Raw genomic sequence first — 25,616 nt, forward strand, 5'->3', positions numbered from 1 at the left:
GCACCATGAGATGCATGAGAGCAGCAATTTATCGGACCACCGGGCCGGCCCGGGACGTGCTCGAGCTCGTCGAGCTGGACGTGCCCGCACCCCGGGCGGGGGAGGTCCGCGTCGCGATCTCGGCCTCCGGCGTGAACCCCACGGACTGGAAGGCCCGCGCCGGGCTCACCGGCCGCGCTCCCGGCGATTTCCAGGTGCCGCACCACGACGGCGCCGGCCGGGTGGATGCCCTCGGCCCGGGGGTGACGGGGCTCGCCGTCGGTCAACGCGTGTGGCTCTACCTCGCCGCGGCCGAAAACCCGTACGGCACGGCCGCGGAGTTCGCGGTGGTACCGGCGGACAAAGTGGTCCCACTCGCCGACAACGCGTCGGACGAGCTCGGTGCCTGCCTCGGCGTGCCCGCGCTCACCGCGGCGTACTGCCTCGGCGGTGATCCCGGCGCGGTACGCGGGCGGACGGTCCTCGTCGCGGGAGGTGCGGGAGCCGTCGGGCACTTCGCCATCGAGCTGGCGAAGCACGCGGGGGCCCGGGTGATCACGACGGTCAGCTCCGCGGAGAAGGGCGAGCTGGCGCGTGCCGCGGGAGCCGACCTCGTGCTGAACTACCGCGAGGAGAACGTCGCGAAACGGATCCTGGAATCCGTCGGGCACGTCGACCGGGTCGTCGAGGTCGCGCTGGGGGCGAACATCGAAACCGACGCCGCCGTCCTCGCGCCCAATGCCACGATCGCGGTGTACGCCGGGGAAGGCGAACAGCCCCGAATTCCGATCCTGCCCTTGGCGGTGGCGAACGCGACGATTCGGTTCGCGTTGATGTACACCGTCTCTCCGGATGATTTCCAGGGGTTGTTGTCCTGGGTGGCGGCCGCCATCGAGGCGGACGCATTGTCCGCGCTGCCCGTCTCCGACTACGGGCTCGACGACATAGTCGCGGCGCAGGAAGCCGTCGAGAAGGGCGCGGTCGGCAAGGTGCTCGTCCGCCCCTGAGCGCCGTTTCCAGTAGCCTGCCTCCGCCGATCGGCGTGGGCTGAAGGGTCCCTTCCTCACATGTGACGTGAGGAAGGGACCCTTCGCTGCGTCTGGTGAGACGAAGGGCCCCCCGTCGCGCAGGTGCCGCTTGACACCTTCACAACGTTCATCCGCTGCTGCGTCGCAGCGGTGATTCAACTTGGTTATAGACATTGTCAATGGTCGGTTCGGTGGGCGCCACGCTTCGTTCCCCGTGTGAGCTACGCGCAATCCGGATCGGTTCACGTCGAAACCCATCGCTGGAGAACAGATGGTCCGCAATGTCAAGGAAACCGCCGTCGCCGCGCTGTTGTGCGTCGTGGCCGGGCCGGTGCCGGAAACGCCGACCAGAGCCCGATTTCCGGCACCGGCCAGAACCCGGAACAGCTGTCCATTCAGGACGGAGAGGTGGGTTGCGCCGGCGACGTCCCGGTCGTCGTGATCCGGCACGGACAGCCCAACCTCACCGAGCAGATCCCGCAGTACGGCGAGGCCCTGGAAATAGCCGGATCCCCGTCGTGGGTGCCTCTGCCGCGTCGCCGGTGCCGTGGCCCGCCGACAGGTGCGGGCCGGCCGCCTTCCGTGCGGCCAGCCGGAACAACCGAAAGGGAAATATGATGAAGAAGGGCAAATTCATCAGCGCGGCCGCTGCCGCTGCCGCGCTGGGGGCGATCCTGCTGCCGGCTCCGGCCGCTTCGGCCGCGCAGGTCGGCTGTGGTGATCCCCATTTCGTCGAGGTCACCTACCACACCACCCGACCCGTCGGTCAGAAGTACTCCTGCTTCGCCGGCGCGGGCTGGAATTCGTTCATCGGCGACGTCGGTTTCACCAGCTGGATGGACGACATCCGCACCGGTAACAACGACGTCACGTTCCGGGACTGCAACGGTGCGCTGGTCGACGTGCCGAGGGGGCGCGACGTCCATTTCGCCACCGCTCGCTGCCTGCGTTGATGTCGGCACGGCAGGAGATCTGTTCGCCTCATACGGCGAATATCCACCAAACACCCGCCGGGGCGCACTTGAGCCTGAGGTATGTTCGGAACATGATCGAAAATTCGAACATGGATCGGATCGATCGGCAGCTCGTGCGCGAACTCCAGCAGGACGCCCGCATCCCCATGCGCGACCTCGCCGACATCGTGGGGGTGGCCGCCTCCACCTGTTCCGAACGCATCCGCCGGCTGCGCTCACGCGGCCTGATCACCGGTTTCCACGCCGACGTCGACCTCGCGTCACTGGGCCGGTCGGTGCAGGCGATGGTCTTCGCGCAGATCCGCCCGCTGACCCGCGCCCTGATCAGCCGGTTCCACGACGAGGCGCTGGCCATGCCCGAGGTCATGGCGGTGTTCGTGCTCGCGGGCGGCGACGACTTCCTGCTGCACGTGGGTGTCGGTGACGTGGCCCAGTTGCACGGCTTCCTGGTCGACAAGCTCAGCAGCCGCAAGGAGATCGTGCAGTTCCGCAGCTCGATCATCTTCTCCCACGGCGAGAAGCGGGCGCTGGAAGACCTGACGCCTGCCACGCCGTAGCCCCGGAAGCGGTCAGCCGGGTGGATTCGGCCGGGTCAGGCCGAGGTCGTAGGCGAGGATGACGGCCTGAACGCGGTCGCGGGCACCGACTTTCGCGAGCACGCGGCCGACGTGGGTCTTGACCGTCGATTCGGACAGGACGAGGCGCTCGGCGATCTCCTTGTTGGTCCAGCCCTGCCCGATGGCCCGCAGGATGTCGCGTTCCCGCGCCGTCAGATTCAGCCAGCGAGGGTCCGCGAGCGGCTCCGAAGTGGCCGTGCCATCGGGGAGCCGGTCGGCGTAGGTGTCGAGGAGCCGCCGGGTCAGGGCCGGGGCGATGACGGCGTCGCCGACGGAGACGGCCCTGATGCCGGCGAGCAGTTCCTCGGGGCGGGTGTCTTTGAGGAGGAACCCGCTGGCTCCCGCGCGAAGCGCGGCGTAGGCGTATTCGTCGAGGTCGAAAGTGGTCAGGACGAGGATGCGGGAACGGCCGCCGGTGGCGAGGATCCGGCGGGTGGCTTCGATGCCGTCCATGCCGGGCATGCGGATGTCCATCAGGACGACGTCGGGCCGCAGTTCCGCGGTCCGGCGCACGGCTTCGGCACCGTTGGCCGCTTCGCCGACGACTTCGGTGTCCGGCGTCGCGTCCAGCAGCATGCGGAAACCGAAGCGCTGCAACGGCTGGTCGTCGGCGATGAGGATGGTGGTCACGGCGCTCCGTCCGGCGGCGGCGCGATGTCGAGAACGGCGGACACGACCCACCCGCCACCGGGTGCGGGACCCGCGTCGACGGTGCCACCGTACAACGCGGCGCGTTCCCGCATCCCGGCCAGTCCGTGACCCTGATCCGTCGCGGGCCGAGGCTGCGTGGTGGCGTCGGCGCGTCCGTCGTCCCGGACCCGGATGCGCAGAGCCGGGCCTTGGGCGGCGACCGAGACGTCGATCCGGGTGTGCGGGCCGGCGTGGTTGAGGGTGTTCGTGAACGCTTCCTGGACGATGCGGTAGGCCATGAGCTGCACTCCCTGGTCGAGGTGGTCCAGTTCGCCCGCGGAGCGGTAGACGACCTCCGGGCCGGCCGCGCGGATCCGCGCGCACAACGCGTCCAGGTCGGCGATGCCCGGCTGGGGCGCGAGTTCGGCTCCGTCCGCTTCTTCGCGCAGCACGCCCAGCATGCGCCGAAGCTCGCCGAGAGCTTGGCGTCCGGCGTCGCCCACCAGCCGCAGCGCTTCCTTGCTTCGCTCCGGGGCGACGTCGGCCGCGTAGGCGCCGCCGTCGGCGAGCGTGATCATGACCGACAGGTTGTGGCCGATGATGTCGTGCATCTCGCGCGCCACGCGGACGCGCTCGGTGGCGGTCGCCAGCCGGCTGCGCTGGTCGCGTTCGATCTCCAGGCGCACCGCGCGATCGCGCAGGCTGGCGAGCTGAGCCCGGCGGATGCGGACGGCCAGTCCCAGCGCGACGGCCGCGGTGACCGCGGTGAGGAGGAAGAACAGCGCTTCCCAAAAGGACACGACGCCGGAAACCCGCGCGGCCACGGGAAGCAGCGAGGCGACCGCGGCCGCGCAGGCCCACGGCAGGTGCCGCAGCCGCCCGTGCAGGGTCACGCTGTAAAGCGCCACGAGCAGGGCGACGTCGGCGCGCAGGAAGACGCCGAGCGACGACTGGACGAGGAAAGCGGCCGCCGTCAGGGCCAGCGCGACGGACGGCGCCCGCCGCCGCCACAGCAAGGGCAGCAGGAGGCCGGCCTGGAGCGCCAGGGTGCCCGCCGCCGGCAGGGGGCCGGCCACCAGCAGCAGCTGTTCCGGGCCGCGGTCTCCGTGGTGCGGAACGAGGTCGGGCAGGCAGAACAGCACGAACAGCGCGGCCACGACGGCGAGGTCCAGCACCCACGGGCGCCGCCGGTCCGCCTGCCGGGCCCACGGGCCGAGCCGGGCCAGCCGGGTGACCAGCGGGTGCGCCGGCAGCGCGGCGGTCCACGACAGCGTCGCGGCCTGATCGTCCTTGCGCACGTGCCTCACCTGTTCATCGTGGCGGAAGAGCGCCGGTGCGGTACCGGAGCACCGCACCGGCGACCCGGCTCAGGCGTCCGACCGCGCCAGCCGGTAGGCCGCTCCGCCCAGGAGCTTGACGGCCCAGCCGAGGAAGACCAGGCCGCCCACGATCGGCGACAGGCTGGTGGCGTCGTGGGTCAGGGCGAACATCGACTGGCCCGCGTTGCTCGGCAGGTACGGGCTGATGTCGTCTTGCCAGGAAGCCGGCAGCAGCGAGACCAGTCCGGGAATCAGCATGAGCGACGCGACGAGGACCGAGATACCGCCGGCGACCGAACGCAGCAGCGCTCCCAGCGCGACCCCGACCACGCCGATCAGGCCCAGGTAGAAACCGGCGCCCAGCAGGCTGCGCACGACACCCGGGTGCGACAGCGTCATCGCCGCGGGCGTCGCGGACACGATGCCGCTGCTGATGACGAAGGTGACGAACACACCGGCCGTGCCGACGAGCAGCGCGACGACGCCGTACACCGCCGACTTGGACCACAGCACGGGCAGCCGGCGCGGCACCCCGGTCAGCGTGGAGCGGATCATGCCGGTCGAGTATTCGCCGGCGGTGACGAGCACGCCCAGCACGCCCAGCGCCAGTTGCGCGAAGTTCGTGCCGAAGAGGGACAGGCTGAGTGCGGTGGCGTTGGCGAAGTCTTCGTCGAGCGGCTGGCCGGAACCGACGCTGGACTGGTACCGCGCGGCGGAGATCAGTCCGAAGCCCACCAGGAACACCAGGCCGAGGCCGAGGGTGATCCAGGTGGAGCGCAGCGACCAGAGCTTCGTCCACTCCGAACGCAGGACGTTGAGTCCGGTGACGCGGTAGGCCGGACGAGCGGCGCGGGTGGGGACGGCGGGTGTGGTCAGGGTGCTCATGCCGCGCTCCCGAGGGTCTCGAGTCCGGCCGTGACACCGTGGTACTCGACGGCGTCGCGGGTCAGGTCCATGAAGGCCTCCTCCAGGGAGACCGTCCGTGCGGAAAGCTCGGACAGGGCGATGCCGTGTTCGGCGGCCTTCAGCCCGATGGTGCGGGCCGAGAGGCCGCTGACCTGCAGTTCTTCGGATCCGGTGCGACCGACGATCTCGACACCGGGGCCGGCCAGGACGTCGCGCAGCCGGCCCGGCTCGGCCGTGGCCACGTGCACGGCGTCGCCGCCGGCGCTCCGGACGAGGTCGTGCACGGTCGTGTCGGCGAGCAGCCGCCCCCGGCCGACGACGATCAGGTGCTCCGCGACGAGCGCCATCTCGCTCATGAGGTGCGACGACACGAACACCGTCCGGCCGTCGGCGGCGAGCTCGGTGAGCAGGGTGCGGATCCAGAGAACCCCCTCGGGATCCAGGCCGTTGACCGGCTCGTCGAGCATGATCGTCGCGGGGTCGCCCAGCAGGGCGGCGGCGATCCCCAGCCGCTGGCCCATGCCGAGCGAGAAGTTCCCGACGCGCTTCTTCGCCACGGACTGCAACCCGGCCAGCTCGATCACCTCATCGACGCGCCGGCGCGAGATGCCGTGGGTCTGGGCTTGCGCGAGCAGGTGGTCGTGGGCCGACCGGCCCGGGTGCACCGACTTCGCCTCGAGCAGGACCCCGACCTCCTGCAGCGGTGCGCGGTGCTCGGCGTAGCGGCGGCCGTTGACCTTGACGGAGCCCGCGGTCGGGGAGTCGAGCCCGACGATCATCCGCATCGTGGTCGACTTGCCCGCGCCGTTGGGGCCGAGGAATCCGGTGACGCTGCCCGGGCGGACGGTGAAGTCCAAGCCGTCCACGGCGGTCTTCACCCCGTATCGCTTCGTCAGCTGGCGTGCTTCGATCATTGCTTGTCCCCTGGGATTCCGGACCGGACAGCCCGGTCCGTTCGCCTTCACGCTAGGGGCGGGGCCGAGGGGAAACGTGGTACCGGGGGAGGGAATCCGGGTCCGCCCGTAGTACCAGGGTACGACGGGCGCGGCCGGGTTACAGGCTGTCGACGAGCCCCTCGAGGTCCCGCTCGCCCTCACGGGTCTGCACGCCCGCTGCCAGCTGCTTGCGGGCGACCTCGACCAGGTCCTCGGTGAACAGTGAGTACAGGAAGTCGTTTTCGACGACGTAGGCCGCGTCGGGGGCGGGCGGGGCCGCGGCCCTGACGGTGGCCTTGATCGCGGCGACGACCTCGGGGCGCACTCCCGCCATCCGGCGGGCCAGGGCGTCGACGAAGGCGTCGATCTCGTCGGCGGGCAGCGCCCGGTTCACCAGGCCGTAGCGCTCGGCCACTTCGGCGCCGACGAGCTGCCCGCCGATGAGCAGTTCCAGGGCCCGGGCCGGGCCGAGCAGCCGGGTCATGTTCACCGTGCCACCGCCCCCGGGAAGGATCGCCAGGGTGGACTCGGGCTGGGCCTGGCCCGATTTGCCGATCGCGGCGAACCGCATGTCGAGCGACATCAGGAACTCGTTGCCGGCGCCCCGGGCGAACCCGGCCACCTTGCCGATGGTGACCTGCGGAAGGTCGCGGATCTCCAGGCTCAAGGCCTGCAGGATGTTCAGGCCGTCAGGGAGCACGGCCCCCGGTGCGGCGTCGATCGCGGCCTGGGTGGCGGCGGGCAGGGCGTCCGGATCGGTGACGTAGGCCATGTCACCGTGAGCGCTGAAGAACTCCGGATCGGCGCTCTGGAACACGATCACCCGGACGTCCGCGTCGGTACGCACCTGGTGCACGAACCCCCGCAGCGACGGCAGCAGCACGCCGTCCATCAGGTTGAGCGGTGGATGGTCGAGCGACACGGTGGCGACGCCGTCCGCGACGGTGATCTCGAGACCGGTCCAGCTGCGGTAGTCCATGGTGGCTCCTTTTCGGATGGTGCCGGAAGTGATCTCGTCCGGCACCAAGACCATATGGAGCAAAGCATGAGGCGAACCATGCCCGGAAGTCGCAGATGATTGATCGGCTGTCTCATCGACGGCAGAGTCGAGTGCTAAGGTCGTCGACATGGATCCACTGGCCGACGTCCTGGCGATCTCCGGCGTCAAAGGCGCCCTGAGCACCCGGGTCGAAGCAGGCGGCCGCTGGGCGATCGCCCTGGACGACTACCCCGGGACGGCCTTGCACGCCGTGACCGCAGGCCGTGCCTGGCTCACGGTGGCCGGCCGCGAACCGGTGGAACTGGCGGCCGGCGACGTGGTCCTGCTGCCTTCCGGCATCCCGCACGGCCTCACCGACGACCCCACGGAGACGCGCGGCCGGTGCGAGCACGTGGCCGCTCGCGGGCGCGGTACCGGCGAGGTGATCAGCCTCGGCGCCCAGCCCGCGACCACGCGGATCGTGACCATCCACTACGACAGCGACCCGGCCGCGCTCACCCAGATCCTGACGGTGCTCCCCGGTCTCGTGCACGTCCGGGCCGAGGCGGGGACGCCCGGGCTGACCGACACGGTGCGCATGCTCGCCCGCGAACTCGCCCAACCGCAGCTCGCCACGTCGGCGGTGCTGAAGAGCCTCATCGACATCGTGCTCGTGCAGATGCTGCGCGCCTGGCTCGCGGTGAACCCTCCCGAGTGCTTCGGCACGTGGCTGGGTGCCCTCTACGACCCCGTCATCGGGCAAGCCCTGCAGCACCTGCACGCGGATCCGGCCATTCCCTGGACGACCTCGATGCTCGCGGACGCCATCTCGGTCTCCCGTGCGACTCTCGCCCGCCGGTTCCCGGCCGCGACGGGATACACCCCCGCGGCGTACCTGGCGAACTGGCGCATGGATCTGGCCGCCGTGCGGCTGCGCGACAGTCACGACTCCCTCGAGACGATCGCCGAGGCGGTCGGTTACGGGTCGGTGCCGGCGTTCACCCGCGCCTTCACCCGGGCCCACGGACGCACACCAGGGCGCTACCGCAGCGAGACACGCGGCCACAGCGGCACGGCTTTCCGGTTGGAGACGCCCGCCCCGTCGAGCCTGACGATCAGTTAGGAGGCGTTCGTGCCGCCATGGCCGGCGACGCCAGGTCCCGTCAAAGTCCTGGTGGTGCCCGGTGGGCTGAAGGGGACGTTCGTCGCAGCTGGTGAGCTATAGCGAGTCGTGATGCACCCAATGTGGCGTTCGGTGCGTGGGACGCACCCAATGCCACATTGGGGCGCATCGGGCGGCCGGTCCAGGCCAGGTCGGCGATCGCGGCCGGCGACCGGCCGGCTCCGCTACCTTGCCCTTTCCCTCAAGAGAACGCTCACTCTGTTCCGGCCACCAGACCGGTCTGGTAGGCGATGACAACGAGCTGCGCGCGGTCGCGTGCGTCCAGCTTGGACATGGCGCGCTGCACGTGGGCGCGAACGGTGAAGGGGCTCAGGTACATTCGATCGGCGATCTCCACATTGGACAGGCCGGTCGCGACGAGAGCGACCATCTCGCGTTCGCGCGGGGTGAGTGCGGCGAGCCGGCCGGGATCGCGTGGCGGGGCGTCGACCGGTGTGGCGAGGAAGCGGGCCACCAGGGAGCGGGTCGCCGCCGGGGACAGGAGGGTGTCGCCGTTGGCGATCGTGCGCACGGCGTCGAGCAGGCCGTGCGCCTCGATCCCCTTGCCGATGAAGCCGCTGGCCCCGGCGCGCAGGGCCTGGGCGATGTACTCGTCGGTCTCGTAGGTGGTGAGGATCAGGACGCGGGTGGCACGCAGCTCCGGATCGGCGCAGATCTCCGCGGTGGCGGCGAGGCCGTCGGTGCCGGGCATCCGGATGTCGGTGATCACCACGTCCGGGCGTAACTGGCGGGTGAGGGCGACCGCCTCCCTGCCGTCGCCCGCCTCGCCGACCACGGTGATGTCGTCGGCGCTGTCGAGGAGAGTGCGGAAAGCACCGCGCAGCAACGCCTGATCGTCGGCGAGGAGAACCCGGAGCGGGTTCCTGGCCGCTTCGCCGGTGTCTGGTGTGTCGTGCATCATCGGCCCTCGCCATCGGTCGCTTCGGCGGTTCTTTGCGCCGGCTTACCGGCGGCGGGAAGAGGCAGGTGGGCGGAGACGACGAAACCCCCTTGCGGACGCACGTTCGCGTTGAGGGTTCCGCCGACGGCGGCGGCCCGTTCACGCATTCCGACCAGGCCGTAGCCGGGCGGGCGCTCCTGAGCCTTGCGGGCGCCCCCGCCGTCGTCGGTGACCGTGATGCTCACGTGGTCGCGGTTCCAGACCAGGCGCACCTCGGCGCTCCCGGTGGCGGCGTGCTTGGTCACGTTGGTCAGGGCCTCCTGGATGACGCGGTAGGCGGTGAGGTCCACCGCCGGCGGTAGCGGTCTGGCCGTGCCGTCCTCGTGCATCGACACCGCCAGGCCCGCGCGGTGGAAGGTGCTCAGCAGCTCGGGAACCTGCGACAGCCCGGGCGCCGGCTCCGTGAGTGCGGCGGTGTCGGGAGTTTCTTCGGGGTGGCGCAGCAGGCCGACCGTGGCTCGCAGTTCGTCGAGGGCGTGGCGGGTGGTCCCGACCAGTTCGTCGAGGCTCGTGCGGGCCTGCTCCGGGTGCGTCGCGAACAGGTGAGCGGCGACGGTGGCCTGCGCGTTGGCCAGGGTGATCTGGTGGGCCACCAGGTCGTGCAGCTCGCGGGCGATGCGAAGCCGTTCCCCGGCCACCCTCCGGCGTGCCTCGTCGTCCCGGGTTTCCTCGGCCCGGCGCGCCCGCTCCTCCATGAGCGTCAGGTACGCCCGCCGGTGCCGCGTCGAGCGACCGAACACCGCGGCCACGAGCGGTGTCGCGGCCACGGTCGCCAGCCTGCTGGTGTCCGCCCACGAGAAGTCCGTTTCGAAGAACGGGGGGACGGCGACCAGCAGCGCGGCCGCCGGGAGCAGGACCGCGGGCGTCACCGGCCGCTCGGTGCGGACGGCGAGCGCGTAGGCGCTGATGGCGGTGGGGGCCAAAGTGAGCGGGGTCGAGAGCAGGCCCGATGGCGCGACGAGGACACCGCACAGTGTGGTGGCGATCACGATGGCGACCGGCGCGCGCAGCCGCACCGGGAGCAACCCCGACGAGACCGCGGCTAGGAGGTAGGCCGTCACCGGCGGCGGTGTCACGGTGTCGTCGACCCGCAGCGCACCACCGAGCAGGCAGAGCGCGAACGCCGTCGCGACGACCGCTCCTTCGCGCCACCACGCCCCGGCCGGCGTCGAAAGTGGACTACGCCGGTTCGTCATCGATGTCCGTCAACCGCAGCACATGTTCAGCCTAGTGTCACGCGTCGAAGGTTGGTTGACGGTCGGGGCGAGCGCCCCAATGTGGCGTTCGGTGCGTCCCACGCACCCAATGTGGCGTTCGGTGCGTCAGACGCAACCAACGCCACATTGGGGCGCATCGCCGGGCTGCTGTCAATGAACCTCGGACGCCTGGATGGTTGATTCCGTGTTGCCTGAGGAGCGCTGGAAATCGACGCGCACGACCGCGGCGGGCTTGATGAGGCCGGCCGGGTTCGGCGGTGTGTGTCCGCCATCGGTCGTGAAGTAGGCGACCCGGCCGTGGTCACCGTTCTGACGGCCCCATGCGGCACTGGACGGTCCGAGGAACCGGTGGTCGATCGGCTCGCCGATGAGCATTTCGCTTTCCGCCGCCGCGGCCACCGGATCGAGGGGGACACGCCACAGGGTGTTGTCGATGTGGGTCGTGATGTACGCGACGCCGGCGTTCTCGTCCAGGCAGAAGTCGTCGACCGCGTGAATGCCCTTCGTCACCACCTCCGGCTCGCCGGCCGGCCGGTGGGTTTCCGGGTCGACGGCCACGCGGACGAAGACCTGCTCCCACGAGCCGGTGTAGTACACGTAGCCGGACCTTTCGGCGACCCGGACCCCGTTGACCCCCGGGTAGGGGATGGAGAACGTCTGTGTCAGGTGGACGGCCTTGTCCGCGTCCTTCCCCGGCGCCATGGTGTCGTGCTTCAGCCAGACACTGGCCTTCCCGGCGAGGCCGTCTTCGGTCAGGTCGACCCGCCAGATCAGGCCGGCCGCGCAGTCCGCGATCAGGATGACGCCGGGAGCCAGCAGGGCACTGCCGTTCAGCCCCGCCGCCTGCGAGGGGAAGGACAACGTCCGGGTCCGGTTCACCGGCGCGCCCGGGCTCCAGCCACGCAGGTCGTAGCGATCCAGGGCGGCCGGCCCCATGGACGAGACGTAGAACACGTCGGGCTCGGCCTCGACGATGCTCATGGGCAGGCCGTCGAGCCGGTCCACCAGCACGGCGCCGATGGTCGCGTCCTCGGCCGGCGCGGGCACCCACCAGAGTTCCCTTCGGTTGAGCGCGGTCACCAGCATCGAACCGTCCGCTCGGACCGCGAGGTTTTCCAGGAAGTAGTGCTCCGGGAAGGTCGCGATGGTCGTCAGCGTCGGCTTGGTGTCAATTGTCATTTTGTTGTCCTTGATAGTGTTCACGGAATCGCGGTTATTCGGGAGCGGGCACCTGGAACATGGTCAGCAAGGTGCACACCGTCTGGTACTGACCCATGACCGCGCCGATGTCGTACAGGCCCCGCTGGCCGAAAGCCTCTTCGGCGGCGCGGTACAGATCGTCGTCGAGCCGGTGTTCGATCAGCAGTTGCCGTGTGACACGGATCGCGAGCTTTTCTTCGTCACTCAGTTCGCCGGGCACTTCGCCCTTTGCGAGGGCATGGACGACGTCCGGCGAGAGGCCCAGCTGTGCGGCGATGATTCTGTGCGCGTACAGCTCGTATCGGGCACCGGCTCCCCACACGGCACCGACGGCGACGATCACGACCTCGCGCACGCGTTCGGTCAATGACGTGTGACCCGACTCCGCGGCCGCGAATTCGAGGAACGGCAGGGCGATTTCCGGGTGGCGCAGGAATGCGTTGAACGGGCCGATCAACCGGCCCTCATCGGCGCTGATTTCGAATCCGGAGTCCTTCGCCCACGGCACCTGGTTTGCCAGCACCGAATCGAACAGTTTTTGCTGCGCCGGCGTCAGTGTCAACGGGTTGATCAAGGGCAGGCGCCCACCGAGCACATCACTGGATTTCGTCACAGGAATACTGTGTCGCGGCGATCTCGCCGTGTCCAACGACGCATTTCGATGGCGCGGATCGCTCCGGCAGATGGGTGGGCAGGTTCAGCTGTTCGCGTCCAGGTACCGCCGCGCGACACGCTCGAACGCTTGGGCAGCGGCTCCCGGCGCACGGCCGGCCGCCGTGGCCAGTGAGATGGGCCAGTCCAGGTCGGCGCCGGTGACCTGCACCACGGCCAGCTCTTCGTCGGGCACCAGGACCACGCGCGGGAGCAGGGCGACACCGAGGCCGTGGCGGACGAAGCCGGTGCCGGCGGTGATGTCGGCGATCTCGATCGTGACGTGGCGGTCGAGCCCGGCGGCGGCGAACGCCTGATCGGTCACCGCGCGGTTGCCGTAGCCGAGCGGAAAGTCGACAAAGGACTCGTCGGCCAGTTCCGAGATCGCCACCTCTCTTCGTGCCGCGAGCGCGTGATCCCGCCGGACGACCAGATCCAGCGGGACGGACGTGAGATCCCGCACGCGCACACCGACCGGCCGCGGGCCGGGAAGGGAAATGAACGCCAGGTCGAGCCGGCCCTCCGTCAGCTCGGTCACGAGTCCCGCGGATCCGGTGCCGACGATCGCCAGCTGGACGGACACCTCGGGGTGCTCACGGTGGAACTGGCCCAGCACGGCGGGCAGATCGATCATTCCCAAAGAACTCATGGTGCCGACGCGCAAGGTGCCGCGGATGCCACCGATGACCTCGTGCACGGCGTCTCGGGCGGCGCGGGCGGCGTCCAGGGTCGCCCGTGCCTTCGGCAGCAGTTGCCGGCCCGCAGCGGTCAGCGTGATCCGCCGGCCGGTGCGCACCAGCAAGGGAGCCCCCAGTTCCCGTTCCAGGGACGCGATCGTCGCGGACACGGCGGACTGGACGACGTGCAACCGGGCCGCGGCGCGGGTGAAGCCGGACTCCTCCACGACGGCGACGAAGCACTCCAGCTGACGCAACTCCACAAGTCGATCATCGCATCGGGTAGTGCGTTCGCACCAGAAACGGGGCCGGACCGGTCCGCGCGCACCAGGCGAAGACGGTCTCGGCGAACGATGTGGGGCACCGCGGTGCGCGAGGAGGGTTGGTGGCGGAATCGTCCGGCACCGGCTCGGACGGCACAGCGGCAGGAAGAAGTTCGATGAACCCCCGAGACAGCACCGACGCGATTCGGCTGACGGCCGTTCGCAAGCTCTATGGGAAGCGCGACAACCAGGTGGTGGCGCTGGAGGACGTGACGACGCGGTTCGGCCGGGGAACGTTCACGGCGATCATGGGACCGTCGGGTTCCGGCAAGAGCACCCTGCTGCAGTGCGCGGCCGGGCTCGATCAGCCGACGTCCGGCTCGGTGCTGCTCGAGGAGCACGAGCTCAGCGAGCTGAGCGAGACCGAGTTGACCAAGCTGCGGCGGGACCGGATCGGGTTCGTCTTCCAGGCGTTCAACCTGCTTCCGGTGCTGACCGTGCGGCAGAACGTGACGTTGCCGCTGCGGCTCGCCGGCCGCAAACCGGACTCCGACCGGGTGGCGCGGATCCTCGACCAGGTCGGCCTCGCGCAGCGGAGCAACCACCGTCCGGCGGAGCTGTCCGGCGGGCAGCAGCAGCGGGTCGCCATCGCCCGGGCGTTGATCAGCGACCCCGCCGTCATCTTCGCCGACGAGCCGACCGGCGCCCTGGACACCAGGACCGCGCGGGACATTCTCGGCCTGCTGCGGCACTCCTCGCGGGCGGCCGGTCAGACGATCGTGATGGTGACCCACGATCCGGTCGCGGCGTCCTACGCCGATCGTGTCCTGTTCCTCGCCGACGGGCGGCTGGCCGGTGAGCTGCACTCGCCGACCGCCGAATCCGTGGCCGACCGGATGACCCGCCTGGGCGCCTTCGCCGACGAAGGTCCCCGCCCGCAGCCGGTGGCGAACCGCGGAGGGCAGCGCTGATGCTGCAGCTCGCACTGCGCACCCTGCGGTTCCGCGCGGGCCTGTTCGTGGCGGCCTTTCTCGCCGTGTTCTTCGCGGCGGCCATCATGATGGCCTGTGGCGGCCTGATCGAGACCGGCATCCGCACGGCTGTGCCGCCGCAGCGGCTGGCCTCGGCCGACGTGGTCGTCACCGGCGACCAGGAGTACCACGACGCCGGCGGCGACCCCGACGAACCGCCGATCCTGCCCGAGCGGGTCCGCATCGACGCGGGGCTGGCGGACACGATCGCGGCGCTGCCCGGGGTGCGGGAGACCGAGAGCTTCGTCTTCGAGGGAGCCCCGCCGCCGGGGACCGTCGACGCGATCGGTGTGCATGCCGAGCCGGGAGTGGCCGTCGGCGAGCTCCGGGAGCGGATCGACACCAAGCTGGCCGGTGGAACCGTCACCCTGGTCGGTGACGAGCGGGGACAGGCCGAACTGCGCGACGCGAAGGCGAGTGGCGTCACCGTGATGGCCCTGGCCGGCGTCTTCACCGCTTTCGCGATCCTGGTGTCCATCTTCGGCGTCGCTTCCATGCTCGGCCTTTCGGTCGCCCAGCGCCGGCGGGATCTGGCGCTGCTGCGGGCCGTGGGAGCGACACCCCGGCACCTGCGCCGGCTGATCTCCCGTGAGACGCTGCTGCTGGCCGTCGTCGCCACCGCACTGGCTTACTTCCCAGGCCGGTTCCTGGGCGAGTTCGTGTTCGACCGGCTGACCGAGCGCGGGATCGCCGCGGCCGGCCTGGCGTTCCGGCAAGGCTGGATCCCGACGGTGGCCGCCATGGCCATGGCGATCCTCGCGGCCCTGGCCGGTGCACTGAGTGCCGGCCGGAGGGCGTCGCTCGTCAAGCCGGCCCAGGCGCTCGCGGAGGTCTCGGCCGAGGACGGGCCGATCGGCCGCGGGCGCGTGCTGCCGGCGGTGCTTTCCCTGGCCGGTGGCGTCGCCCTGACCATCGTGACCATCGCCGTGGTGAGCGGGCCGCTCACGCCGGCCACCGCCGCGCCCGCGGTGATCCTGCTCGCCATCGGGTTCGCCGTGCTCGCGCCCGTGCTGACGAAGGTCACGACCTTCGCCGTGCAGTGGCCCGTGCGCGCGCTGGGTGGCGTGACCGGCCAGCTCGCCGTGCTCAACGCACGGGGCCACGGCGGCCGGACGGCGGCCGTGCTCGGGCCGGTCATCCTGCTGACCGCGGTGTCGACCGGCATGCTGTACCTGCAGACGACCAATGACGAGGCCGACCGGCAGGGCTTCGCCGGCAACCTGGTCGCCGACGCCGTGGTGACCACTCAGGACCGTTTCGACCCGGGCCTGGTCGACCGGATCAACGACCTGCCGCACGTCGCCGGCGCCTCGGAGTACGTCACCAGCGTCGGCTTCATCGAGAAGCCGGCTGACCGCTCGCCGGCGAACGAGGGCTGGACCCTCCAGGGCGTCACCGCCGAGGGCGCCGGCGCCACCACCCCGGTCCGGGTCACCGCGGGCCGGCTCGCCGACCTTCGCGACGACACGATCGCGATCGGGAACGGGCACGCCGAGAGCCTGGGTGTCGGCGTCGGCGGCACCATCACGCTGCGGATGGGCGACAACACGACCCTCGACGTGCGGGTGGCGGCGTTGTTCTCCGCCCCGGACGGCTACGACACCCTGCTGCTTCCCGCCGACACCCTGGCCGCGCACACCACCCAGGCGCACGCGACGCGAATCCTGGTCAAAGCCGGCGAGGGCACCGACCCCGGGCAATTGACGGCGGACCTGACCGAGGTGACCTCCGCCGAGGACGGCCTGACGGTGACCGGCCGCGACGTCCTGCTCCGGGAGTTCGACGAGCAGAAGACGACCGCCGACTTCGCGATCTACCTCATGGTGGTCATGATCGCGGGGTACGCGGCGATCACGGTGATCAACACGCTGGTGTCGAGCATGACGGCGAGGCGGCGGGAGTTCGGGCTGCAGCGGCTCGCGGGCTCGACTCGTGGCCAGGTGCTGCGGATGGCCGTCCTGGAGGGAGCGATCCTCGCCTTCGGCGGCATCGCGCTGGGCACCGTGGCCGTGCTCGGGATCCTGGTACCGGTCAGCCTCAAGCGCCTCGGGTCGGTGCTGCCCGCCGGGTCCCCGTGGGTCTACGTGTCGACGGCCGCGCTGACCGTCCTGCTGACGCTCGGAGCCACGCTCCTGCCCGTCTGGCGCGCGACGCGTGGCCGACCGGCCGAGGCGGCGCTCGCCGTCGAATAGCTCCGGCAGATTCCGCACTCACTTTCCTGTCACAGAAAGGATTCCCATGACCACAACCCTGGCTCCTCCGGTGCGGGCCGGGAAGGCCGCGGTCGGGGCTCTCGGCATGCTGGCCCTCGCCAGCGGTGCCCTGGAGTCGGTGGTGCAGCCGACGGTCCCGCTCCTGCAACGCGAACTGGACATGGGGCCCACCGGCGGGGCACTGCTCAGCATCCTGCTCCCGATCACCGGCGCGCTCGTGACGCCGTTGGCGGGCAGGTTCGGCGACCGCTACGGCGGAAAACGCGTCCTGATCCGGCTGATGATCGTGGTGTGCGTCGGCGGCATGGTGTCCGCGCTCGCGCCGGGCCTGCCCGTCCTGCTGGCCGGCCAGGTCCTGCAGGGCGCGATGGTCGGCGCGCTGCCCCTGTCGTTCATCGTCGTGCGCAAGCACCTGCCCGCGGGACAGTCGAAGGTGGCCATCGGGGTGGTCAGCGGCCTGTTCGTGGGCGGCGGGATGCTGGGCATGCTGCTGGCCGGGCCCGTGGCGGAACAGCTGTCCCGGCACTGGATGTTCGCGCTCCCGACGTTCGCCGTCATCGTGGCCACCCTGCTCGTGAACCGTTTGGTGCCCACGGATTCGGCGGACCGGTCGGACGACGCCGGGGTCGACTGGCCCGGGCTGGTCCTGCTGAGCGGGGTGCTGGTCACGCTCATGCTCACGATCACCTTCGCGCTCGACCTCGCTTCGCAACCGCTCGTCCTTTGTGGACTGGTCGTGCTTCTGGTCGCACTCGTGGCCGGCTGGATCGCCGTCGAGCGGCGCGCGGCGTCGCCGCTGATCGATCTGCGCCTGTTGGCCCGCCCCATGATGTGGAAGTCGAGTGTGCTGACGTTCATGATCTGCGTCGGCGCCTCGATGGCGATCTTCCTCGTCACACAGCTGTGGAGCGCGTCCGGTGACGGCTACGGCTTCGGGGCCGGCGCCACCGAGATCGGCCTCTTCCTGGTGCCCAGCACCGTGGTCGCGACGCTGGCCGGGCCGCTGGGCGGGAACTGGGAGCGGCGTTCCGGCGCACGTTCCGTGGCCACCGCCGGGGTCGTCATCATGACCCTGGCCCTGATCGCCATGGCGGTCGTGCACACCGAGGCGTGGCACCTCGTCGTCGGCAAGGCACTGGTCGCACTGGCCAACGGCCTGGTCGTCACCGCGATGACGACGGGCATCGCCACCTCCGCCGCGCCGACCGAGACCGGCGTCGCCACCAGCCTGATCCTGGTGACCCGCGTGCTCGGCATGGCCTCGGGCGGGATGTTCGGTGGCGTACTCCTCGCCGCCGGGACGCCGTCCGGATCGGACGTCGCGGCCGAATCGTCGTACCTCACCGGATTCGTCATCGCCGGCACCGTCACGGCGCTGGCTCTGTTCGTCACCCGCACCATGCACAAGGGAGTCAAGGCATGACCAGCACTGGTACCACGCCGAAGGGCACGGTCCTGATCTCCGGGGCAAGCATTGCCGGTCCCACGCTGGCGTATTGGCTGACCCGCCACGGATACGCGGTCACGGTGGTGGAGCGGGCGGCCGCGGTTCGCAGCGGTGGCTATCCCATCGACGTCCGCGGCACCGCGCTCGAGGTCGTCCGGAGGATGGGAATCCTGCCACGACTGCGGGACGCGCACATCGATCTGCGCCGGCTGACCTTTCTCGACGGGAACGGCGGTGAGGTGGCCTCGGTCCACCCGCACGCGGTCACCGGCGGTGTCGAAGGAAGGGACCTGGAGGTGCGGCGCGGGGACCTGACCGACGCGCTTCACCTGGCGGTCCGCGACGACGTGGAGTTCCTGTTCAACGACTCCATCGACACCCTCGTCCAGTCCGGCGACGGCGTCGACGTCACCTTCCGCGGAGGCGGCCGGCGCACGTTCGACCTGGTCCTCGGCGCGGACGGTACGCATTCCCGGACCCGGGAGCTCGTGTTCGGGCCCGAAGAGCGGTTCCACCGGTACCTCGGCTACTGCTTCGCCGTGTTCCCCATGCGCAACACCTTCGGGCTCTCCCACGAGACCGTCATGTGGAACACCCCGGGCCGGGCCGCGGCTCTCTACGCGGTGGGGGAGGACGACGAGGTGCACGCCTTCCTGAACTTCGCCCGGCCGGAACCGCCGTCCGGCGTGTTCGCGAACCCGGAGGCACAGCGGGATCTCGTCGCCGCGGTCTTCGCCGACGCGGGCTGGGAGGTCCCCGGAATGCTGGCCGCCATGCACGAGGCGGACGACGTGTTCTTCGACGGTGTCAGCCAGATCCGCATGCCTCGCTGGCACCGCGGCAGGGTCGCGCTGGCGGGCGACGCCGCGTACGCGCCGTCGTTCCTCACCGGACAGGGTTCCAGCCTCGCGCTCGTCGGCGCCTACATGCTCGCCGGTTCCTTGGCCGGCCGGGACCACACCGCCGGGCTCGCCGCCTACGAAGACGGCACGCGTGAGTTCGTGGCCGTGAACCAGGGGCTGGTCGGCGAGGGCGGCGCCACGCTCTTCCCGGCCACCGCCCGGGCTTTGGAACAGCGCAACGACCGGCTTCGCAAGCTCAGCGCCATGCCCTCCGCCGAGCCGCGACCGGCCCATTCGGCCCTCACCCTGCCCGACTTCATACCTTTGAAGCCCGCCGTCGGCTGATCGACGACGGCTGGTCGAGCTGCCGGCGCACGGTGGCGGGATTCCGGCGACTGACGGCTTCGTGCAGCGCGCTCAGCTGCGGCCGGGTGACCGTTCGTCCAGGTCGTCCAGGTCGTCCAGCGCGGACAGGGAGATGCCCCGGGTCTCTTTGGCGGCCAGCACCGCGACCGTCGAGATCACCGCGGCGCCGGCCAGGTAGACCGCGATCGGGACCGCGGAACCGTAGGCCTTGAGCAGGCTGGCGGTGATGAACGGGGCGAGGGACCCGGCGAAGATCGACGTTGTCTGGTAGGCGAGGGAGACGCCGGCGTAGCGCATCCGCGTCGGGAACAGCTCGGCCATCATCGCCGGCTGGGGCGCGTACATCAGGCCGTGCACGACCACGCCGAGGACGAGCGCCAGCACGATCAGTCCCGGATTTCCGGTGTCCATCAACGGGAATCCCGCGAAGCCCCAGCCGATCATCAGGACCGAGCCGGTGAGGTAGACCGGGCGGCGGCCGAACCGGTCCGCGAGGTGCCCGAACCACGGCACGATCGCCAGGTGCACGAGGTGGGCGACCACCAGGAGCAGCAGGATGTCGGTGGTGCTGCTGCCCACGCGCAACGCCAGGTAGGTGATCGAGAAGGTCACCACGACCTGGTAGAGGATGTTCTCGGCGACGCGCGCCCCCATCGAGATCAGCACGCCGCGCGGGAAGTGCTTCAGGACCTCGATGACGGACGAGCGCTCCGGCTCCCGCTCCTTCGCCCGCTTCAGCGAGTCGAGGAAGATCGGTGCTTCCTCCACCTGGGTCCGGATGTAGTAGCCGACCAGCACGATGATCGCCGACGCCCAGAACGCCGTTCGCCAGCCCCATGCGGTGAACGCGCTCTCGGTGAGGGAGAACGACAAGGCCAGCAGGACGATCGTGGCGAGCAGGTTGCCGAGCGGCAGGCCGGCTTGGGGCCAGCTCGACCAGTAGGCGCGCCGGGCGTCCGGGCTGTGCTCGCCGACGAGCAGGACCGCGCCGCCCCATTCACCGCCGACCGCGAAGCCTTGCACGAAGCGCAATACCACCAGGATCGTGGGCGCCCAGAAGCCGATGCTCGAGTAGCTGGGCACGCAGCCGATCAGGAAGGTGGCGGCGCCGACCAGCAGCAGGCTGAGCTGGAGGAGCTTCTTCCGGCCGACCCGGTCGCCGAAGTGCCCGAAGACGATCCCGCCGAGCGGGCGGGCGACGAAGCCGACCGCGTAGACCAGCAGGGCGTTGATGACACCGTCGAGCGGATTCCCGTTGCCCGGGAAGAAGACGGTGCCGAAGACCAGGGCCGACGACGCGGAATACAGCAGGAACTCGTACCACTCGGCGACAGTCCCGGCCATGGACGCGGCCACGACCTTGCGCGGCCCGGTCGGCCGGGGTGGTGCCGCGGATTCGGTGCTCTGCATCGAGGACGACTCCTTTGTCGATGTCCTGCCGGGGAGGCTCGTTCCCAGCGGATCGAAGCACATCGGAGCCGCGGTGCGCAACCGATTGCTCACAGTAGAACAATCGGTTGCGCATCTTGACTGGCGAACGACGCCGGACGTAGCGTGCCCGGAGCACTCAGTCGTTTCCGAGGCCAGGACCGGACCGGACCGGCGCTCGCGGGCGCTCCGTTCCGCCGGCGGACATCCGCACGCACAGACAGGACCGCACATGCTTTCCGGAACCAGAGTCGTGAGCTTCACGCACTTCCTGCAGGGCCCCTCCGCCACCCAGATCCTCGGGGACCTCGGTGCGGACGTGATCAAGATCGAGCCGCCGCAAGGCGCCTTCGAGCGTGGCTGGTCGGGCCCCGACGCGTTCGTCGGCGGCGTCTCGGTGTTCTTCCTGCTCGCGAACCGCAACGCGCGCAGCATGGTCGTCGACCTCAAGTCCGACGAGGGCCGCCGAGTGCTGCGTCGGCTCCTGGACGGTGCCGACGTCCTGATCGAAAGCTTCCGGCCGGGCGTGATGGACCGCCTCGGGCTCGGCTACGAGGAGCTGCGGGCCACCAACCCCCGGCTGGTCTACTGCTCGCTCTCCGGCTACGGGTCCGACGGCCCCTACAAGGACCGGCCGGGGCAGGATGTCCTCGTCCAGTCGCTGTCCGGCCTCGCCGCGGCGACCGGTGTCGAGGGCCGGCCGCCCACCCCGGTCGGTGCCTCCGTGGTCGACGCGCACGGTGCGGCGCTCGGGGCGCTCGGGATCCTGGCCGCGCTGCACGGCCGGGCGCGCACCGGCGAAGGCACCCGGGTGGAGAGCAACCTGCTCAGCGCGGCCTTGGACCTGCAGGTCGAGCCCCTTTCCTACCACCTCAACGGGTTTCGCGGCGAGCGAAGCCCCTCCGGCGTCTCGTCGCGGTTCTACAAGGCGCCGTATGGCGTCTTCGCCACGGCTGACGGGCACCTGACGATCTCTCTCACGGGCACGGACGTGCTGGCGAAGGTGCTCGACGAGCCGTGGTTCACCGGCGTCGCCCCCGCCGACGAGTACGCCCGCCGCGAGGAGGTCAACGAGCGGGTCGCCGTACTGCTCGCCGAGCACCCGACGGCGTACTGGATCGAGCGGTTCACCGAGTTCCGGGTCTGGCACGCGCCGGTCTGCGACTTCGACGACGTCGCCGCCGATCCGCAGGTCCGGCACAACGAGACGATCCTGACCATCCCGCACCCGGAGGCCGGCGACGTCCGGGTGCCGGCCCACCCGATCCGCTACGGAGGCGAGCGCCCGGGGCTGCGCCGGGTGCCACCGGCACTGGGGGAGCACACCCGGGAGGTGCTCGGGGAGCTCGGCTACAGCCCGGCCGCGATCGACGCCTTGGTCGCGGGGGGTGCGTTCGGTGCCCGGTCCTGAGGCCGGCGTCGACCGGAGTGCCGGCCCGGTGCTCGTCGAGCGCCGCGGCGCCGTCGCGGTCCTCACCCTGAACCGGCCGGCGAAGTACAACGCGATCGACCACGCCACCGTCGACGCGCTGACCGTCGCGCTCGACGGGATCGAGGCCGACGGGACCGTGCGGGCGGCGGTGCTCACCGGTGCCGGCAAGGCATTCGCCGCGGGCGCGGACATCGCCTTCTACGCGGACGCGGACCACGGCGAGTTCGCCGCCTTCACCGAGCGCTGCAACGCTCTGTGCGACCGGATCGCGCGGTGCCGCGTACCCGTGGTGGCGGCGGTGCGCGGACTGGCCCTCGGCGGAGGGTTCGAACTCGTGCTGGCGTGCGATGTGGTGGTCGCCGAGCGTGGCGCCGCGTTCGGCTTGCCCGAGGTCACCCTGGGGCTGCTGCCGGGCTGGGGCGGCACCCAGCGGCTGACCTGGCACGCCGGCCCCACCCGGGCCCGCTGGCTCACGATGTCCGGCGACCGTCTGGACGCCGTGGCCGCCGAGGCGATGGGCATCGTGACGCACCTGTGCGAAGGGGACGAGCTGGTCTCGCGGGCGCTGGAAGTCGCGGACCTGCTCGCCGGGCGGGCGCCGCTGGCCGTGGCCGCCATCCGGGACGCGGTCGTCGCGGCCGTCCACGGTGGACCCGAAGGATCCGCCGGCCCGGGCTTCCGCCGCGAACGCGAGGCGCTGGCGGAACTGTTCGCCTCCGCCGACGGCCGCGAGGGCATCACGGCGTTCGTCGAGAAGCGCACTCCGCGGTTCACCGGACGCTGATCGCGGCGGGGAAGCGGCCGGTTCCCCGAGTGGGGTCAGAGTGCGCGGGTCGACTCCCGCAGCACCAGCCGCGGCGCCGGGTCGGCCACCACGAGATCACGCAGCGGTGTGCCGCCGAGGTGCTCGATCAGCACGCCGCACGCCGCGCGGCCGAGCTCCCGCAGCGGCAGCCGCACCGTGGTCAGTGCCGGGTTCCAGGCCTGCGCGACCCAGGTGTCCAGCACGGTCACGACGGACATGTCGTCGGGTACCCGGACGCCGGCCCGGCCCAGCGCGGAAACGGCGCCGACCGCCGCGTTCACACTGGACACGACGAGGGCGGTCGGCCGCCGTGGCGCGCCCAGGAGCAGCGGAACGGCCGCCGCCCCGGCGGCCGCCTCCCAGCCCGCCCGCACCACCCACTCCGGCGCGACCGTCAGCCCGGCTTCGGCCATCGTCTCGAGGTAGCCCTGGTGGCGGCGGACCGCGGTGTCGTGGTGCGGTACGCCGGCGAGGTGGCCGATGCGCTCGTGACCGAGCTCGACCAGGTGGCGGGTCGCCAGCCGGGCGCCGGCGACGTCGTCGAGGACCACCGAGCCGGGCCGGCCCGGCAGCCGGGAGTTGATCAGCACGACGGGGACGTCGTCGCCGAGCACCTGGGCGAGGGCGGCGTCGTCGAGGTCCTCGCGACGCTGCAGCAGCACGCCGTCGACCCGGCCCGCCGCGACCAGCTCGCGCAGGCGCCCGTGCCCGGACGGCGGCGGGTCGACCTGGCCGAGCAGCACCGACATGCCGGCTTCCCGGGCCCGGTCCTGCACGCCCCCGAGCATGTCCGCGAAGACGGCGTTGGTGACGTCCGGGACGATCAGGCCGACGGCGCCGGAACGCCGGAAGCGCAGGGCCCGGGCCCGGTGGCTCGGCACGTACTGCAGAGCCTCGGCGGCGTCGCGGACCCGGGTGCGGGTGGCCTCGCTGACCCGGGCCCGCGTGTCGCCGGTGAGCACTCGCGACGCCACGGAGCGGGAAACCCCGGCCGCGTCGGCGACGTCCTGGAGCGTGGCCATGGCGGGGAGTCTACCGGCGCAATCGATTGCCCGGACCTCGGCAATCGATTGTGCCCGACCCGATGGGATCCTTCAGCCACCCAGGGCTTCCACCTGCGGCCGCCGCGGGTCGTACGCTGCCCAACCCGGGTCGCCGTGGGTCGCGAAGGCGACCCAGGCGCCGTGCACGCGGGCCGCGAGCCCGGCGGGTGCCGGGTCGGGGCCGAGCAGGCCGGCGTCGCCGTGCAGCCACGGTTCGTCGGCGAGGTCGAAGACGAAGGGCAGCTCGACCGTGTGGGTGGCGCCCAGCCGCCCGCCCAAAGCCGTCGAGCGGTAGCCGAACGAGTAGGCGTGGGTGCGGCCACCGGTCAGCCGGGCGTGGGCGTCGGTCAGCCGCGCGGTGCCGGTCCCGAAGAGGGCTTCGCCCAGCACCGCGGAGCGCAGCTCGCCCGGGGTCGCCCCCGGCCGGGCCGCCCGATGGGCCGCGACGACGGCGGTGGGATCCGCGCCGACCTTCGCCGCGACGGCGAGCACATCGTCGTCCGTCGACGATTCCAGCTTGCCCTGCGGTACCAGGTAGAGGTGGCCCTCCTCGGTGTTGGTGCCGATGAGCAGGTCGACCTCTCCCGCCGGCCCCTCCGCCAGGGCGTCGGCCGGTTGCACGGGCAGGACCAGGGAGAACGGGCTCAGCTCGACGAGTGGGTCCGTGGCCGTCGCGGTCCGCAGGTCGATCCCCGCGAGCTCCGGCAGGATCTCGAGGAACCGCTCGTCCGGGATGTCGGCGAAGGCCTCCGCGGTGGGCGGCACGTCCAGCGCCCGCGCGGCCACGGCCGTGACCCGCTGCGCCTGCTCGGGGGTGAAGGCGCCGGTGCCGCTGCCGCTCTGGACGATCGCGCGCCGGAACAGCCCCTTGGCTTCCGGCGTCGCCAGCAGGGCTCCGATGATGGTGGCTCCCGCGGACTGGCCGAACAGCGTGACGTTCCCGGGATCGCCACCGAACCCGGCGATCGTGTCCCGCACCCAGCCGAGCGCGGCGAGGACGTCGAGCAGCCCGCGGTTGGCGGGGGCACCCGCCAGGTCGAGGAAGCCGGGGATGCCGACGCGGTAGTTCACCGTCACCAGCACCACGCCGTCGCGGGCGAACGCCCGGCCGTCGTACAGCGCGGCGCGGGTGGAGCCGGTGACGAACCCGCCGCCGTGCACGAAGACCATGACCGGCCGCTTCCCGCCGCCGGTGCCGGGGGTCCGGACGTCGACGGTCAGGTACTCCTCGCCGCGCACCCAGCCCGGGCCGAAGTAGGGGGTCATGTCGAGCCGCCCGAAGTCGCGGGCCGGCTGCGGCGCGGTCGGCGAAGGCGCGGTGGCGTCCCGGACACCGGACCAGCCCGGGTGGGACACCGGCGGCGCGAATCGGCCGGCGCCCGTAGGGGCCGCCGCATACGGGACGGCGCGGTAGAGCTCGCCGAAGCGGTCACGAACACCGCGCACGACGCCCGCCGGGGTCTCGACGATCGGATCTGCCTGCTGGGACACGGGAAACGCTTCCTTTCTCG

The 25,616-nt window shown here is 71.2% G+C and carries 23 protein-coding genes; 10 read left to right on the top strand and 13 right to left on the bottom strand.

The window, feature by feature from the left end:
• The first annotated feature begins 14 nt into the window (after nt 1-14).
• The 3 genes from ACZ4TR_RS27435 to ACZ4TR_RS27445 all read left to right on the top strand — a co-directional run bounded on the left by ACZ4TR_RS27435 (nt 15) and on the right by ACZ4TR_RS27445 (nt 2,538).
• Nucleotides 15-986, top strand: coding sequence for an NADPH:quinone reductase (locus tag ACZ4TR_RS27435; RefSeq protein WP_465289627.1), 972 nt, complete (start codon nt 15-17; stop codon nt 984-986).
• Between the two features lie 638 nt (nt 987-1,624).
• Nucleotides 1,625-1,960, top strand: coding sequence for a beta/gamma crystallin domain-containing protein (locus ACZ4TR_RS27440; protein WP_465289628.1), 336 nt, complete (start codon nt 1,625-1,627; stop codon nt 1,958-1,960).
• Between the two features lie 110 nt (nt 1,961-2,070).
• Nucleotides 2,071-2,538 carry an Lrp/AsnC family transcriptional regulator gene (locus ACZ4TR_RS27445; RefSeq protein ID WP_465289629.1) on the top strand — a complete coding sequence of 156 codons (468 nt, stop codon included), beginning with the start codon at nt 2,071-2,073 and terminating at the stop codon, nt 2,536-2,538.
• 12 nt (nt 2,539-2,550) lie between these two features.
• On the opposite strand, the gene ACZ4TR_RS27450 is transcribed toward ACZ4TR_RS27445, so the two are convergent.
• From ACZ4TR_RS27450 to ACZ4TR_RS27470, 5 genes are all read right to left on the bottom strand, one after another.
• On the bottom strand, nt 2,551-3,228 hold the full coding sequence (locus tag ACZ4TR_RS27450; protein ID WP_465289630.1) for a response regulator: 678 nt from the start codon (nt 3,226-3,228) through the stop codon (nt 2,551-2,553).
• Nucleotides 3,225-4,526 (bottom strand): sensor histidine kinase, encoded by a 1,302-nt coding sequence (locus tag ACZ4TR_RS27455; RefSeq protein ID WP_465289631.1) that lies wholly within the window; start codon nt 4,524-4,526, stop codon nt 3,225-3,227. The genes ACZ4TR_RS27450 and ACZ4TR_RS27455 overlap by 4 nt, the downstream gene beginning before the upstream one ends.
• Before the next feature lie 69 nt (nt 4,527-4,595).
• Nucleotides 4,596-5,432: an ABC transporter permease gene (locus ACZ4TR_RS27460; protein WP_465289632.1), complete on the bottom strand. Its 837-nt coding sequence runs from the start codon at nt 5,430-5,432 to the stop codon at nt 4,596-4,598.
• Entirely contained in the window at nt 5,429-6,367 is a 939-nt protein-coding gene (locus tag ACZ4TR_RS27465) for an ABC transporter ATP-binding protein (RefSeq protein WP_465289633.1), read from the bottom strand. Before ACZ4TR_RS27465 ends, ACZ4TR_RS27460 begins: the two co-directional genes overlap by 4 nt.
• A gap of 139 nt (nt 6,368-6,506) precedes the next feature.
• Nucleotides 6,507-7,367, bottom strand: a complete 861-nt coding sequence (locus ACZ4TR_RS27470) for an enoyl-CoA hydratase/isomerase family protein (RefSeq protein ID WP_465289634.1) — start codon at nt 7,365-7,367, stop codon at nt 6,507-6,509.
• Nucleotides 7,368-7,515: 148 nt separating this feature from the next.
• Here ACZ4TR_RS27470 and ACZ4TR_RS27475 point away from each other — a divergent pair, with 148 nt between their 5' ends.
• Entirely contained in the window at nt 7,516-8,490 is a 975-nt protein-coding gene (locus tag ACZ4TR_RS27475; protein WP_465289635.1) for an AraC family transcriptional regulator, read from the top strand.
• Between the two features lie 253 nt (nt 8,491-8,743).
• Here ACZ4TR_RS27475 and ACZ4TR_RS27480 read toward each other — a convergent pair whose 3' ends face one another.
• The 5 genes from ACZ4TR_RS27480 to ACZ4TR_RS27500 all read right to left on the bottom strand — a co-directional run bounded on the left by ACZ4TR_RS27480 (nt 8,744) and on the right by ACZ4TR_RS27500 (nt 13,498).
• Nucleotides 8,744-9,448, bottom strand: a complete 705-nt coding sequence (locus ACZ4TR_RS27480) for a response regulator transcription factor (protein ID WP_465289636.1) — start codon at nt 9,446-9,448, stop codon at nt 8,744-8,746.
• Nucleotides 9,448-10,686: a sensor histidine kinase gene (locus tag ACZ4TR_RS27485; protein WP_465289637.1), complete on the bottom strand. Its 1,239-nt coding sequence runs from the start codon at nt 10,684-10,686 to the stop codon at nt 9,448-9,450. Before ACZ4TR_RS27485 ends, ACZ4TR_RS27480 begins: the two co-directional genes overlap by 1 nt.
• Before the next feature lie 171 nt (nt 10,687-10,857).
• Nucleotides 10,858-11,886 (bottom strand): hypothetical protein, encoded by a 1,029-nt coding sequence (locus ACZ4TR_RS27490; protein WP_465289638.1) that lies wholly within the window; start codon nt 11,884-11,886, stop codon nt 10,858-10,860.
• 34 nt (nt 11,887-11,920) lie between these two features.
• A complete protein-coding gene (locus ACZ4TR_RS27495) occupies nt 11,921-12,520 on the bottom strand; it encodes a carboxymuconolactone decarboxylase family protein (RefSeq protein ID WP_465289639.1) in 600 nt (199 codons plus the stop codon).
• Nucleotides 12,521-12,604: 84 nt separating this feature from the next.
• On the bottom strand, nt 12,605-13,498 hold the full coding sequence (locus tag ACZ4TR_RS27500) for a LysR family transcriptional regulator (protein WP_465289640.1): 894 nt from the start codon (nt 13,496-13,498) through the stop codon (nt 12,605-12,607).
• Between the two features lie 176 nt (nt 13,499-13,674).
• On the opposite strand from ACZ4TR_RS27500, the gene ACZ4TR_RS27505 reads away from it, so the two are divergent.
• Genes ACZ4TR_RS27505 through ACZ4TR_RS27520 form a run of 4 tightly spaced genes read left to right on the top strand, consistent with a single transcriptional unit; the run spans nt 13,675 to nt 19,376 of the window.
• Nucleotides 13,675-14,469 (top strand): ABC transporter ATP-binding protein, encoded by a 795-nt coding sequence (locus tag ACZ4TR_RS27505; RefSeq protein WP_465289641.1) that lies wholly within the window; start codon nt 13,675-13,677, stop codon nt 14,467-14,469.
• Entirely contained in the window at nt 14,469-16,721 is a 2,253-nt protein-coding gene (locus ACZ4TR_RS27510) for an ABC transporter permease (RefSeq protein WP_465289642.1), read from the top strand. The genes ACZ4TR_RS27505 and ACZ4TR_RS27510 overlap by 1 nt, the downstream gene beginning before the upstream one ends.
• A gap of 46 nt (nt 16,722-16,767) precedes the next feature.
• The gene (locus ACZ4TR_RS27515) at nt 16,768-18,165 is read left to right on the top strand and encodes an MFS transporter (protein ID WP_465289643.1); all 1,398 of its coding nucleotides are present in this window, start codon (nt 16,768-16,770) and stop codon (nt 18,163-18,165) included.
• Nucleotides 18,162-19,376, top strand: coding sequence for an FAD-dependent monooxygenase (locus ACZ4TR_RS27520; protein ID WP_465289644.1), 1,215 nt, complete (start codon nt 18,162-18,164; stop codon nt 19,374-19,376). The genes ACZ4TR_RS27515 and ACZ4TR_RS27520 overlap by 4 nt, the downstream gene beginning before the upstream one ends.
• 72 nt (nt 19,377-19,448) lie before the next feature.
• Here ACZ4TR_RS27520 and ACZ4TR_RS27525 read toward each other — a convergent pair whose 3' ends face one another.
• On the bottom strand, nt 19,449-20,807 hold the full coding sequence (locus ACZ4TR_RS27525; RefSeq protein ID WP_465289645.1) for an MFS transporter: 1,359 nt from the start codon (nt 20,805-20,807) through the stop codon (nt 19,449-19,451).
• A gap of 250 nt (nt 20,808-21,057) precedes the next feature.
• On the opposite strand from ACZ4TR_RS27525, the gene ACZ4TR_RS27530 reads away from it, so the two are divergent.
• Nucleotides 21,058-22,236 carry a CaiB/BaiF CoA transferase family protein gene (locus ACZ4TR_RS27530; RefSeq protein ID WP_465289646.1) on the top strand — a complete coding sequence of 393 codons (1,179 nt, stop codon included), beginning with the start codon at nt 21,058-21,060 and terminating at the stop codon, nt 22,234-22,236.
• Nucleotides 22,223-23,041 carry an enoyl-CoA hydratase/isomerase family protein gene (locus ACZ4TR_RS27535; protein WP_465289647.1) on the top strand — a complete coding sequence of 273 codons (819 nt, stop codon included), beginning with the start codon at nt 22,223-22,225 and terminating at the stop codon, nt 23,039-23,041. The genes ACZ4TR_RS27530 and ACZ4TR_RS27535 overlap by 14 nt, the downstream gene beginning before the upstream one ends.
• A gap of 35 nt (nt 23,042-23,076) precedes the next feature.
• Here ACZ4TR_RS27535 and ACZ4TR_RS27540 read toward each other — a convergent pair whose 3' ends face one another.
• Both ACZ4TR_RS27540 and ACZ4TR_RS27545 read right to left on the bottom strand, forming a co-directional pair.
• The gene (locus tag ACZ4TR_RS27540) at nt 23,077-24,084 is read right to left on the bottom strand and encodes a LacI family DNA-binding transcriptional regulator (protein WP_465289648.1); all 1,008 of its coding nucleotides are present in this window, start codon (nt 24,082-24,084) and stop codon (nt 23,077-23,079) included.
• Nucleotides 24,085-24,156: 72 nt separating this feature from the next.
• Nucleotides 24,157-25,596, bottom strand: coding sequence for a carboxylesterase/lipase family protein (locus tag ACZ4TR_RS27545; protein WP_465289649.1), 1,440 nt, complete (start codon nt 25,594-25,596; stop codon nt 24,157-24,159).
• Nucleotides 25,597-25,616 lie beyond the last annotated feature (20 nt).

The sequence above is a fragment of the Amycolatopsis sp. NPDC028719 genome (assembly GCF_055565395.1).

Bases quoted from the DNA above. Each gene is read 5' to 3' on its own strand.
- ACZ4TR_RS27435 (WP_465289627.1), top strand. From the start codon at position 15: ATGAGAGCAGCAATTTATCGGACCACCGGGCCGGCCCGGGACGTGCTC.
- ACZ4TR_RS27440 (WP_465289628.1), top strand. From the start codon at position 1,625: ATGAAGAAGGGCAAATTCATCAGCGCGGCCGCTGCCGCTGCCGCGCTG.
- ACZ4TR_RS27445 (WP_465289629.1), top strand. From the start codon at position 2,071: ATGGATCGGATCGATCGGCAGCTCGTGCGCGAACTCCAGCAGGACGCC.
- ACZ4TR_RS27460 (WP_465289632.1), bottom strand. From the start codon at position 5,432: ATGAGCACCCTGACCACACCCGCCGTCCCCACCCGCGCCGCTCGTCCG.
- ACZ4TR_RS27465 (WP_465289633.1), bottom strand. From the start codon at position 6,367: ATGATCGAAGCACGCCAGCTGACGAAGCGATACGGGGTGAAGACCGCC.
- ACZ4TR_RS27470 (WP_465289634.1), bottom strand. From the start codon at position 7,367: ATGGACTACCGCAGCTGGACCGGTCTCGAGATCACCGTCGCGGACGGC.
- ACZ4TR_RS27475 (WP_465289635.1), top strand. From the start codon at position 7,516: ATGGATCCACTGGCCGACGTCCTGGCGATCTCCGGCGTCAAAGGCGCC.
- ACZ4TR_RS27480 (WP_465289636.1), bottom strand. From the start codon at position 9,448: ATGCACGACACACCAGACACCGGCGAAGCGGCCAGGAACCCGCTCCGG.
- ACZ4TR_RS27485 (WP_465289637.1), bottom strand. From the start codon at position 10,686: ATGACGAACCGGCGTAGTCCACTTTCGACGCCGGCCGGGGCGTGGTGG.
- ACZ4TR_RS27490 (WP_465289638.1), bottom strand. From the start codon at position 11,886: ATGACAATTGACACCAAGCCGACGCTGACGACCATCGCGACCTTCCCG.
- ACZ4TR_RS27505 (WP_465289641.1), top strand. From the start codon at position 13,675: ATGAACCCCCGAGACAGCACCGACGCGATTCGGCTGACGGCCGTTCGC.
- ACZ4TR_RS27510 (WP_465289642.1), top strand. From the start codon at position 14,469: ATGCTGCAGCTCGCACTGCGCACCCTGCGGTTCCGCGCGGGCCTGTTC.
- ACZ4TR_RS27515 (WP_465289643.1), top strand. From the start codon at position 16,768: ATGACCACAACCCTGGCTCCTCCGGTGCGGGCCGGGAAGGCCGCGGTC.
- ACZ4TR_RS27520 (WP_465289644.1), top strand. From the start codon at position 18,162: ATGACCAGCACTGGTACCACGCCGAAGGGCACGGTCCTGATCTCCGGG.
- ACZ4TR_RS27525 (WP_465289645.1), bottom strand. From the start codon at position 20,807: ATGCAGAGCACCGAATCCGCGGCACCACCCCGGCCGACCGGGCCGCGC.
- ACZ4TR_RS27530 (WP_465289646.1), top strand. From the start codon at position 21,058: ATGCTTTCCGGAACCAGAGTCGTGAGCTTCACGCACTTCCTGCAGGGC.
- ACZ4TR_RS27540 (WP_465289648.1), bottom strand. From the start codon at position 24,084: ATGGCCACGCTCCAGGACGTCGCCGACGCGGCCGGGGTTTCCCGCTCC.